Here is a 12,175-nt window from a genome sequence, read left to right on the forward strand (position 1 = left end):
TATTGAACTTGGTATTAATAAAGATAAAATCATAATTTAATAATTAGATTTTATGGTCGGCCGCCGTAATGACCTGCTTCAATTCTTCCAGCGTTAGCCATATCGTTGCCTAATCTTCCACGACAATAACTATCTTTTAAACATTGATTTGCTGCAGTAATAACTGGGATGAAAACTCTGAATCCACCATTTGTCTGAAGTTCTTTTTCATTAAGTTCAGCAAATTTTGTGTTATTTAAATTCATGCTGTAAACCTCCTTTTAATATTCTAATATTTAGAAATATTCATTTCATAAGTTTATTCTAATACAAAATATGTAATTCTGAATATGCAATTTTGCATATTTATAATTTTTTACAATTTCGACTTTAAATTTATTTTATTTTATATAATGAATTATAGATGGATATAAAATAGTGAAAGAAGGATTGAATTTGTTCAAAAAGTTTAAATGTATTCAACAGCATGATTTACAAGATTGTGGACCAGCATGTCTTGCAATGATATCAAGATATTATGGACTTTCTATTTCAATTGCTAAAATTCGTCAAATTGCAGGGACGGATTTAGATGGTACAAATGTACAAGGAATATTGGAAGCCGGAGAAAGACTTGGTTTTGAAGTGAAAGGAGTAAAATCAACAGATCCTACATTTTTAAATGAAATTCCTTTGCCTGCAATTGCTCATATATTAGTAGATGGTGAATTACTACATTATGTAGTAATTCATAAAGTGAAGAATAATAGAGTATATGTTGCAGATCCTGATAGTGGGTCTGTTAAATATAAATTGGAAGACTTTTTAAAAGTTTGGACAGGGATTTTAATTTTGATGAGTCCAAAACAAAATTTTGAGAAGGCAGAAGTATCTAAAGGGGGCTTTTCTCGTTTTTTGTCTTTATTGAAGCTGCAGACTAATTTGTTATTTCCAATTTTTATTGCTTCCATATTTTTTAATGTGTTTGGTTTTGCTGGGGCATTTTATTTTAAATTGTTAATTGATGATATAGTTGTAAATCAATTAATACAGACACTTCATATTGTGTCTATCGGAATTATCGTTTTGTATATTTTTAAAATTTTGCTCTCTTATTTTAGAACGCATTTGATTTTATATTTGAGTAGACGTATAGATATTCAGTTAATGCTTGGATACTATCGTCATGTAGTTGGATTGCCGCTGCATTTTTTTGAAACAAGAAAAGTTGGAGAGATTATTTCGCGGTTTATGGATGCTGGCAAAATACGAGATGCATTATCAACGATAACTGTTACATTAATGATTGATACAGTTATGGTAATGTTAGGAGCGGTATTGTTATATGTGCATAGTTCGATTTTATTTGGGGTTACATTGTTATTAATTCCTTTTTATATAGGTATTATTTGGGGGTTTCATAAACCTTATCAAAAGATTAATCGTAAAGAGATGGAGAGTAATGCTAAATTAACATCTTATTTGGTGGAATCTTTAAATGGTATTGCAACTGTAAAATCATATAATGCTGAAAAAGAGGTCTTTTTTCAAACAGAAAGTCGTTTTGTTAATCTTTTGAGATATGTTTTTAAAAGTGGAATGTTAGCTAATTTACAAAGTTCTATTAAGATGGGGCTTGAATTAATTGGTGGGACAATTATTTTATGGGTTGGTGCAATGGAAGTGTTAAAAGGAAATATGACAATTGGGGAATTAATTTCTTATAATGCGCTTTTGGTTTATTTTTTGAATCCAATTGAAAATTTAATAGGAATTCAGCCTACAATGCAATCTGCATTAATTGCGGGAGAACGTTTAAATGAAATCTTTGATTTAGATTTAGAACAAAATGAAAAAGAATATAATAAAGTTTCTCCTAAAAAGTTATCTGGAAGCATTGAATGTGTGGATGCTACATTTCGTTATGGGACACGTAAGAATGTATTAAATAATATAAGTTTTTCTATTGATCCAGGTAGTCAAGTTGGGTTTGTTGGGGAAAGTGGTTCTGGAAAAACTACTATTTCCAAATTGTTAATGAATTATTATGATCTTAATCAAGGTGATATATATTATGATGATTATCAAATTAAAGAGATAAATAGAGTAGCATTGAGGGATCGTATTGCATATGTTTCACAAGAATCCTTTTTCTTTAGTGGATCTATTTATGAAAACTTGATATTTGGATTGAATCGTTTAGTTTCATTAGAAGAAGTTATTCAAGTATGTAAGCAAGTTTGTGCTCATGATTTTATTAGTGAATTACCATTACGTTATGAGACGATTTTAGAAGAAAATGCTTCAAATTTATCTGGAGGACAAAGACAAAGATTAGCTATCGTAAGGGCATTGTTAAAGAAACCAGATATTTTAATTTTAGATGAAGCGACTAGTAATTTAGATTCTACAACAGAAAAATTAATTACAGATATGCTAAAAGAATTAGGTTTACTAGGAATAACAGTAATTATGATTGCGCATAGATTAAGTACCATTCAGCATGCAAATAAAATTTTTGTAATGAAAAATGGAACTATTATAGAACAAGGTTCTCACGAAGAATTATTATTTATGAAAAATGAATATTATCGTCTTTGGAAGAATCAAACGATTCTTGTAGGAGATATAGAAGAAAAATCTTATGTAATGAGAGGTGGTCAATATGAATAAGATTTATTCTTTTGATCAATTAACGGATAGTGTAGAACTGTTAGAAAGAAAGCCACCTCGTTTTATTATGGGATTGTTATGTTTTTTATTTATGAGTTTATTAGTTTTTATGATTTGGGCATATATAGGAAAAATAGATATTGTGAGTAAAGGTACTGCAATGATACAAGGTAAATCTGATATAAGCGTATCCAGAACGCAAATTGGGGGAATTGTGGATACTGTTGCTGTTAGATCAGGTGATGAGGTGAAAAAAGGGGATATTTTGATTCAATTAAAGAATCAGGAATTAATGGATAAACAGAGTCAATTGGACCAAATTATTAAACATTTAGAAAAGAAAAAAGGAATGTTAGAACAATTAAAACAGAGTATTCAAGTTCATAAGCCATTCTTTGTTGATGATACAGATAAAAAAATTATAGAAGAATATAAATCATATGAACAAACTTATGAATCTTTACAAAATGAAAAAGATAATGAGATAAAAGTTATAGATAACAATAAAGTCATGGTTGAGCAAGATGAAGTATTACAAGGTTTAATTATAGATAAAGAAAATATACAAAAAGAAATAAATTCCGTTAAAAAACAAAAAGAGACTGTGTTAGATGATTATAAACAATCTTTGAATGATAAGATAGAATCTTTAGATTCTCAACGAAATGGTATTGAAAAACGAATTCAATTAAGAAAAGAGATTTTACAAAATGAAGGAAAAAAGGTTGATATTGCTAAAGAAGGGAAGCAAGAGGAAAAGAAAAATGCTTTAAATCAATATAAAGAAAGTACTATTGTTTTAGTTAATCAGCGAATTGAACCTTTAGAGCAAGAAATCTTTATAAAAAAGCAAGAGTTGGATGTATTACATAATCAAAATGAAATGACAAGTATAAGGGCACAAAGGGATGGGGTTGTACAATTCCCCTCTGCTATACAAAAAGGGGATCTAGTTGATTCTGGTCAAGAGATAGTTTCAATTATTCCTAAAGATACTGAGAAAAAGATTAGGATTTTATTGCCAGCTCAAGATATAAAAGGCATTAAAAAAGGGGATAAAGTACAATATTCGTTTAAACTAAAGAAATCTGATAAACAAACAGGAATAGTAACTTATTTATCAGCGCATCCTATTTTTGATAAGGATTCTAAAGGGTATGTTTATGAATTAGAAGCAACAATCGATATACAGGATTCACATGAGTTGCATACAGGAATGGTAGGTAGGGCTTCTGTAATAATCGGAGAAGAACGAATTTGGAAATTTATATTAAAGAAATTCGATTTTATTTCTAATTAATATTTAAAAGGGGTCAATCTTTTTTATTTAAAAGATTGACCCCTTTATTTTTTACTAAAATTGATAGTTTAAATATAAAATGTATCAAGTATGTTATCTTTTTCTTCTTTATTGATGCAAATATATTTTAAAGTGATTTGTGGTGTACTGTGATTTAGGATTTCTTGTAACATGGCTACATCTTTTGTTTGTTTATAGAACCAATAGCCGAAGGTTTTACGCATGGTGTGAGTCCCAATGGACTCTATACCAGCAAAATCTCCGGCTTTTTGCAATTGTCGATAAGCCTGGATCTTACTAATGGGTTTGTCTCCTTTTCGGGAAGGAAATAACCAGGTATTATCTAGAGTTTGAGCATACGAATAGACTTCATCAAAGATAGAAGTAAGATTAATCATGCGTTCTTTCTTGGTTTTGCCTTCTTTGATCTTAAATTCTTTTCTCTTTTTCCGTTTTAGTTTTACTATGGTTTGTGTTTCTAATTGGAGTAAATCACTTACGCGTAGTCCGGTATGAATGCCAATAAGAAAGAGAATATAGTCTCGTTCGGAACAATGACGTTTAAGAGCCCATTTCATATCTTCGATCTGTTCTTTACTACGGATGGGTTGGACATCAATGAGATGTGGTTTTTTGTCCATGAATTTTCGACCTCTTTATTTACAGTGTTTTGAATGTATACTTTTGTCGTGTGAATTGAGGATACCAGGGAATTTGATGAGAAGTCAATATTTAAAGGGATTCGAATGTAAACTAATATTCAAAAGTTTACATTAGGGAAGAAACGAAAGAACCTTAAAAAGATAGAAATATTACATTTTTATGTAAAAATGTAATTAATTATAAAAGGTAGTTCGGTTAATGCTGTCTTGTTATATTGAATAAGTTTAAAATTTATTGTCGAAAGTGTGTTAAAATAAAAAAAGAGAAACCTTGCGCCAACAAGGTTTCTCTAGTTTAAAAGTTCCTGGTCAGGAAATATATTGTCTATATACATTTTATCATTATTTATTACATTTGTGAATGTGAATTAAATGTATTTGCTTTTCCTGTTCTTGGGAGTAGGGGGAGAACATGAGTAAAATTATTAATTTTGAAGAGGCCGAAAAGAAAGCAATGTCTAGAGAGAATCAGATTGAAAGCTTTTTAGAACAGGCTAATATTGGATTATCTGTTGATCAACAGCAGGTGTTATTACAAATATTACATAATACAACTGGAGATAATTACTTTATTGGAAAGAAAAAGAAACCTACTGATAGGGTGAAGTTTGTGCAGATTATTATGGATAATTATAATTATCTAAGTGAAATTGAATATTTAACAACAGCTGAAAAGGCTTTTTTAATGGATCTTATACCTTACGTAGAGTTCAAAACGAATATTTTAGTTGAAAGGGCTAATAAAGAGAATGAATTTGATTCTGATAGTGCAACGCCTACTTATTTAGCTAAGAAATTGAATAGAACAAGAGGAAAGGTTTCTCAATTAATGAATGGTTTAATGAAAAAGGGATTATTAGCTGTTGCGGAAACTGGTACAACAACAGAAGATGGTCGCATTTGTACAAGTCGTACTTGGTTTGTTAATCCTAATATTATGTGTTGTTCTCCAAAAGATGGAGTAGATAAGGCAACTCAAAGAATTTTTAAAAAAGCACTTAGAAATTTTTTAACTGAAGATGGTAAAAAACATAAACTACCAATATATTTATTTTAAATAAAATATATTTTAAAAGAGAGTAATTTTATATTGCTTTCTTTTTTTTATTGTGTTTTTCCATTTTTTAGGTGTTCCTTTTTGGGTACACAGGTGTTCCTTTTTGGGTACACTCTATGCATCTTAATCCCTTGATATTACTGACTTTTTTTATTTTCTCTATCTCACTCTCTATATAAAGTTAAAAATTCCGTAAGGAATATCTAATATCTTTAACATTTTATGATTATAAGAATATTTTTTTATCTTTAACAAATATAAAATTAATATTATTGTAATTAATATCAAGGAGAATATTTTATGAAAAAGTTCGTTAATTTAGAACAAGCTGAAAAAAATGCTAGATTGAGAGATATCGAGAATTCAAAAATTTTATCAGAAGAAGAAATGTACTTAGCAAATGAGCTTCAAGCAAAAGCCAGTTCAAGGGGTATGAAATTAGTTCCTGAACGGAAAATAAAAAATAAAGCAAAGTTTGTTCAAATCATCCAACAAAATATTCAATACTTATTTGAAATTGATTATTTAACAAATGCTGAAAAAGTATTTTTATTAGATATTTCAATGTGTGTAGGCTTTTTGAGTAATTGTTTAGTTAGTGATATTAATTCAAAAGAACAAATTCCATTAACTCAGCGAGAATTAGCTAAAAAAATTGGAAGACATGAAACTAAGGTTAGTCCATTAGTTAGAAAGTTAATTGATAAAGGGATTATAGCTCGTTCAGAGAGTGGTATTGATGATAATAATGTTAGAGCATATGCATTATTTATAAATCCTCATATCATGTTTTCAGGGAATAGAGATGAAGTTAATCCAACACTTAAAGCAATGTTTAGAAAAGTTCCAAAACAACTTAAAAATTTACCTATTAAATTATTTTAAGTCTACTTTAATTAGTAGACTTTTTTTATTAATTTCGTACTTACCAAAAACGGTAAGTTTACTTACCGTTTTTGGTAAGTACGAAAAATCCTGAAACCCTTGATGTTACTGGGTATTTTCTACTTTAGTATGCTTGTCCCTTCTTACTCTATATAGAAATAGCTAAAAGTTCCGCAAGGAACAGGTAGTATTTTTAAGCAAACCCGCTTAAAAATCTCCACCTTTGTTAGAAAAAAGTCGCCTCGTCAATCCTCGGCTAAAGTCGAAGACTTTTCTTTTTTCTAACATCCTTGCGGAACTTTTTTTGGCTCGTTTGCTTTCATCGCCAAGCCGATAAACTCAAAAGTGGGATCTAAGCATATCGGCTTGAGCTATTCATTGTACGAGCCAAACCGCTTGATCTAACGTTCTATAATTAGTTCTTACTCTATTTTTAGATACGTAATACGTGGGGTCTCCCCACACCCCGGCCAGCCTCTACCTCAAAAGTAAGAGAAAGATCAAAAAACTACTTACGATAAGTAAGTAGTTACTGTGGAAGTGGTTTCTCTCGCTGAGATTCATAGGTATCGTTGAAATTTAAACGTCTAAATAGATTTGTATTCCGGATTTTGATTTTTTTTGGATCAATCATAGATTGCCATGGTTGTAAATTCTTTTTATTTTCTCTAATTTTAGTAATTCTACTAATAACATTGTTTAATTCACGTTCATGATCTTGGTTCATTACAATAAAAGTAAAACTTGTTATGACTGTTGGGAAACAAATCTTTAATAAAAATTCAATATGATAGATATCAGAGATTAGGTTATTCATTGTGATATAAGATGTTCCTGGTATGGGTATAATATTTGCTACGATTTGTAAAGATTCTTTTTGATCATTAACAAGTAATTTAAGAGAACAACGTGTAGTAAGGATTTTAAAGAGTTCATCGATAAATGTAATGAGTACATGAAGTTGAGTTTCAGGTGTCTCTTCATTGATTAACCATAATCCTCTATTTTTTTGTTTTGTCTTTATGAGAAAGTCTGTTACAAATTCCATATCAAGATTTTTAGGTATTTTGTTGTTTGGGAAGTATTCTCCAAAGTAACGTGTATCTTTTTCTTGTATTGGTTGAATTGGGAAAAAGGGTTCTGTATGTAACAGATAATAATGCTCGTGAGAGCAAAGTAATGCGATTAATAATGTTGGGTCTGTATATTGTATATTTAATTCTAGATAGTCTTCCATACGAGTAAAATGGCGGAAGAGTACATTTTCTCCAGGTGCAATTGGTAGCACCTTTTTTTCTTGGCCAAAATAATAGTAAGCTCGATAAGATAAATAAATATATTCCGCACCATAAAAGGATTTAGAACCAATTAACAGTTTATCTTCTAACTCTTTTAATTTGGCGTAACCAAGTGTTCTAGACTTATTCTTTTTTCCTTTTTGATAGCCAAACAGGTCTAAGAATTGTGATTTTAACATGTAGGGCTGATGATGAAGCATAAATGTAAATAGATTATGATAATGTTTCATGATGAATAAATGTAATTCATCACTTAATTTTTTCTTATGTGGATCTTCCTGAATGTCATGTAAGTTTAAGATGTAGGGTGCATTCGTATTATTCATAATTTCATGTACTGTATAAAAAGTAGGTGGAACGATAAATGTTGGTTGTATTGCCATGTTTTCTCCTCCTATAGTTGTTCATATCCGGATAAAAATGTCTTCGCAAATTCTTGTTTTTGTTGAATATCAATCTCCTTATAGTTACGTGTTGTCACTTCTATGGCAATGTAACCGTTATGCGTTTCACTATAGACGGCTCCATCGGGCGTTGGTTGGAATTTCCCTTGCGGATGGGACTCTACTATTCTTTTTTTAAAATCATCGTATCTGGGGTCTTTCTGGGCCTCTGAATGCAATTGTTTTTCTGTTTTCCATGTTTCTCTTATTTCTTTCGGTAAAGAGATGTATTTTTCAGAGAGACGAATATCGTGTTTAGAGTTATTTATACCGGTTTTATATTGATATTCTTTTCCCTCTTTCTTAAATTTTTCTATTCCCTTTTCTCCTAAAACAATTTTTCCTGTGTGTTCTTCTAAATATCCGCTATGACAAAGTTTTTTTAGGCGATCTCCTTTGATGTTATATTCTCTTTCCATTTGTTCTCTGGTAGCTGTTCCAGTTTTCCAAAGCATATCCATGCCTTCGATCTCTTTTGTTTTTAGAATTCTTATATGTTTTCGTGGCGCGGCCATAGGGATGCCTCCTGTCTTTGCTATATTTATGCATTAAATTATTTGGGAAGACATAGCGAAGCTATGTATCTTTGTTATGAATTGTGCGTAAATGTCCACATGTCTACATTTACACATGATTCGTTTTTAAATAAACATTATTAAACAAATGTTTATTTTAATTTCATTCAAAAAAGCGGAAGCTGAATTTGAATGAACCAATCTAATAGCGAAAGCTATAGATTGGAGAATACAAAATGTGATGCGAAGCATGACATTTTGATCTAACAAATAAAAATGCCGGAAGGCAATTTTATTTGTCTTTTTCTAAGAAGCGGAAGCTGATCTAGAAAAAGAATCTGGACAGATGCGAAGCGTTCTGGCCAGGAAGTCCCGCAGGGCAAAATACGCCTGAAGACCATTCACTCGGCTTGCCGAGCTTGTTTTTGGTTCGAGCGTAGCGAGAATCAAAAATGAATGAGTCTGGCCTTGGCATGGAAAAGCGTCAGCTTTTATCATGCCAAGGCAGGCGTATTTTGCCCTGCTTGAGTTTCGCCGGATTTAAGACGGCGGGACGATCTGTGAAATGCTCTTGATCTTCCCGATTTAACGCCGTTATGGCGGACAAATCGGGCTCCCCTAAGGGGAGAATATGTACTTGATTCTATTTGATACCACATAGAATCTTATTTAACTATATTATACAATATATTAATTTAGATACGAGAGATTTTGTAATAGGAGTACATGGGGGAATAACTAGAGAAGGGTTGATCACTGAGTCCGTAACGTTTATGCCGCGAAAGTCACTTGACCATGAGGGGCACCCTCATGCAAACTCACCAGAGGTGGCCCCAGAAGGGCGGTTTTTGCCCGCTGGGGTTGTCTTTGGGAGTTTGAGGGTGTAGAGGCTCGTGGTCAAGTGAACCGTGGAATAAAAAGTGTAGGACGGGACCCCAGAAAAGGGCAAAAACCAGGTGGGAATAGCATGATAAAAGATTTTTACACCTTAGAATCACGTTATTATAAAGAAATTTGGTAGTCTTTAGTTAGCCTTTAAATTAATCTCAAACTTAAGGGAGATGTATAGATGAACATTGGTAGACAAATACAATATTTTCGTAAACGGGATAATATGTCCCAAGAGAAGTTAGCAGAAAAAATTCATGTTTCCAGACAATCTATTTCTAACTGGGAAAATGAAAGGAACTATCCAGATATTCATAATTTACTAATGATGAGTATTCTTTTTAATGTCTCCCTTGATGATTTAGTTAAAGGAGATGTAAAGATCATGAAAGAAGAACTTCAAAAATCAACTTTCTTTAAGTCGAGTTACATCATGTTAGCATCAATGATTATACTTCCTATTTCTATTGCACCTGTATTTTACTTTTTTGGTTATTATGGTCTTATAATACCTTTTGTACTTACGATTTTGCTTATGTTTTCATCACTGAAAGTTGAAAACATAAAAAAAGAGCATAATTTAAAAACTTATCGTCAAATAGTTGATTTTATAGAGGGAAAACCTGTAAGTGAAGTAAAGCCGAATATAAAAGACAAATTATTAAAAATAGGTTTGATGCTTGCAAGTGCTTTAATTAGTTATAGTTTGATTTATTTAGGATTGAGTGTATTTGGAAGATAACTTAGAAAACTATTAAAAGTCCTCCGGTTTGTTTAACTGGAGGACTTTTGTGTTTACATAATTATTGTTCTCGAAAGTTGATCTTGTAGCGTTCTTTCTCGTAATTCACTATGTTTTCCAAAGAAAATAGGGAAAAGCAAGATGATGAATAAATTTATAAAATGACAAAACTGTAAGAATACACAAATGTTTGTAAGAAAGTTCGATGTTTTCCTTTTTCTTTTTTTATTATAGTGAAAAAGAAGAACGAAATATTCTCTTATGTAGGAAAGGAAGATAATAATGATTGATCTATTAAATAAATGGATGTTAGAAAGTACAGCCAATTTTAATATCGTTGTAGGACTTACAGCACTTCTATTTTTGGGTTCAGTAATTGCACTTATTATTATTTACAAAAAAATTGGTAAACCATATGAAAGAACAAATCCTATTTATTTAAAAATTACTTCTCGTATGTTTACTACTCAAATTCTAATGAATGCTATATTTATTTCTCTAGTTGGTAAGGATATTGAGAATTTCCGTCAAATCTTTATATTATTTGAAGCTTTTGTATTCTTCATTGGAGCTATTTATTCGTTTAAATTATATAGACAGGAATACAAATAATTCACTTATAAGTACATCTATAAATATACTTGCAAGTGTACTTATAGGGGTACCACCAGCATTTCGGAAAAAAACATGCTAAGCAAAAACATACAATAAGCTATCCATATGGATAGCTTATTTACATAATTTTCGAAGTCGGTAGTCAATAAATCTTTAAAAATATCTCTTATTCATCTCTACTAGAAATTTTTTTGTGATGGGAAACCCAGAACTTTCTCCTATAACCGAATCAATTCCACAATGAGGACATTCTGCTGTATCTTCTTCCTTTTCCCACCAATCTGTTATTTCTTTAGGATTAAATACTTTTAAGCAGTGGAAACAACCACATATAATATCCTTTTCTAAAAGTTTTCTATTACGAGAACAAAAACGATGTGCTTCCTCAAAATATTTTTCCATTGGTATCCCTCTTTTCGTGATTTTCTTCGATGCTTTACTTAGATTTTCCTTTGTATATCTTATACATAGGAGGTTAACATAACGTCTCATTATCGGTAGCAAATAATTCGATAGAATCCTTGTACCTACAAGGATTCTTCTTTTTTTGTCTGGTTATCTCGTATACGGGATTTTATAGATGGTTGATATAGTGGGGATCGGTAGGATCCTCGCTATTCTTTTTTTGAATAAAATCTTATATTAAATAAAAAAGATTTTGATGTTATTATCGAGAAGTAATACATATCGGTGTTAAAATCGGAATGTATTTCGGAAATTAAATCGTTTTTAAAATCGGTTTTCATATCGGTTGCTAGTACATTCCGATTTTGATTGGAATGTTGATTTAATCGTGTTTTTTAAGTAAAAAACGTATTCCGTTTTTTGGGGAGGAATAAAAATTGGAACTAAAATCGGAAATGCATACACCGAAAATTGTTGCTGATCTTTTAGGGATCAAACCTGATTTGTTAAAGGTATGGTCAAACGAATTTAACATACAAACGGAGCGAAGTCAGGGAGGGCATCGCAGATACTCGAAGGATAATATAGAAGAATTAAAAGCCATAAAAGAAAAAATACAGGACCAAAAATGGTCTTATGATCAAGTTCGGTCATGGCGAAACGGAGAACTTGATTCGTTTGTTTCAAAAGAAGAAAAATCAGAATTAGAAAAG

12 protein-coding genes are annotated in these 12,175 nt (G+C 30.9%); 7 read left to right on the top strand and 5 right to left on the bottom strand.

The features are described from left to right. Positions 1 to 50: 50 nt before the first annotated feature. Positions 51 to 245, bottom strand: a complete 195-nt coding sequence (locus MR107_RS27135; RefSeq protein ID WP_242292941.1) for a hypothetical protein — start codon at positions 243 to 245, stop codon at positions 51 to 53. 190 nt (positions 246 to 435) lie between these two features. Between MR107_RS27135 and MR107_RS27140 the strand changes: the two genes are divergently transcribed. After that, positions 436 to 2,652 (top strand): peptidase domain-containing ABC transporter, encoded by a 2,217-nt coding sequence (locus MR107_RS27140; RefSeq protein WP_242292942.1) that lies wholly within the window; start codon positions 436 to 438, stop codon positions 2,650 to 2,652. Then, a complete protein-coding gene (locus MR107_RS27145; RefSeq protein WP_242292943.1) occupies positions 2,645 to 3,952 on the top strand; it encodes an HlyD family efflux transporter periplasmic adaptor subunit in 1,308 nt (435 codons plus the stop codon). Before MR107_RS27140 ends, MR107_RS27145 begins: the two co-directional genes overlap by 8 nt. 68 nt (positions 3,953 to 4,020) lie before the next feature. On the opposite strand, the gene MR107_RS27150 is transcribed toward MR107_RS27145, so the two are convergent. Beyond that, complete coding sequence (locus tag MR107_RS27150) at positions 4,021 to 4,593, bottom strand: tyrosine-type recombinase/integrase (RefSeq protein WP_242292944.1); 573 nt, start codon at positions 4,591 to 4,593, stop codon at positions 4,021 to 4,023. Between the two features lie 433 nt (positions 4,594 to 5,026). On the opposite strand from MR107_RS27150, the gene MR107_RS27155 reads away from it, so the two are divergent. Both MR107_RS27155 and MR107_RS27160 read left to right on the top strand, forming a co-directional pair. Continuing rightward, positions 5,027 to 5,671, top strand: a complete 645-nt coding sequence (locus MR107_RS27155) for a MarR family transcriptional regulator (protein ID WP_242292945.1) — start codon at positions 5,027 to 5,029, stop codon at positions 5,669 to 5,671. 300 nt (positions 5,672 to 5,971) lie between these two features. Continuing rightward, positions 5,972 to 6,556, top strand: a complete 585-nt coding sequence (locus MR107_RS27160; protein ID WP_242292946.1) for a MarR family transcriptional regulator — start codon at positions 5,972 to 5,974, stop codon at positions 6,554 to 6,556. Positions 6,557 to 7,085: 529 nt separating this feature from the next. On the opposite strand, the gene MR107_RS27165 is transcribed toward MR107_RS27160, so the two are convergent. Then, a complete protein-coding gene (locus tag MR107_RS27165; RefSeq protein ID WP_242292947.1) occupies positions 7,086 to 8,237 on the bottom strand; it encodes a hypothetical protein in 1,152 nt (383 codons plus the stop codon). Positions 8,238 to 8,248: 11 nt separating this feature from the next. Continuing rightward, positions 8,249 to 8,758: a hypothetical protein gene (locus tag MR107_RS27170; RefSeq protein ID WP_242292948.1), complete on the bottom strand. Its 510-nt coding sequence runs from the start codon at positions 8,756 to 8,758 to the stop codon at positions 8,249 to 8,251. A 1,123-nt stretch (positions 8,759 to 9,881) separates the two neighbouring features. On the opposite strand from MR107_RS27170, the gene MR107_RS27175 reads away from it, so the two are divergent. Then, positions 9,882 to 10,442 carry a helix-turn-helix domain-containing protein gene (locus tag MR107_RS27175; protein WP_242292949.1) on the top strand — a complete coding sequence of 187 codons (561 nt, stop codon included), beginning with the start codon at positions 9,882 to 9,884 and terminating at the stop codon, positions 10,440 to 10,442. Between the two features lie 282 nt (positions 10,443 to 10,724). Then, complete coding sequence (locus MR107_RS27180) at positions 10,725 to 11,054, top strand: 6-aminohexanoate hydrolase (RefSeq protein WP_242292950.1); 330 nt, start codon at positions 10,725 to 10,727, stop codon at positions 11,052 to 11,054. Between the two features lie 156 nt (positions 11,055 to 11,210). Here MR107_RS27180 and MR107_RS27185 read toward each other — a convergent pair whose 3' ends face one another. Next, positions 11,211 to 11,459, bottom strand: a complete 249-nt coding sequence (locus MR107_RS27185; RefSeq protein ID WP_221818466.1) for a cytoplasmic protein — start codon at positions 11,457 to 11,459, stop codon at positions 11,211 to 11,213. Positions 11,460 to 11,899: 440 nt separating this feature from the next. Here MR107_RS27185 and MR107_RS27190 point away from each other — a divergent pair. Further along, a partial coding sequence (locus MR107_RS27190) for a MerR family transcriptional regulator (protein ID WP_242292951.1) occupies positions 11,900 to 12,175 on the top strand: 276 nt, incomplete at its 3' end.

This window comes from Bacillus cereus group sp. BfR-BA-01441 (genome assembly GCF_022663075.1).
GTDB classification, from domain to species: domain Bacteria; phylum Bacillota; class Bacilli; order Bacillales; family Bacillaceae_G; genus Bacillus_A; species Bacillus_A cereus.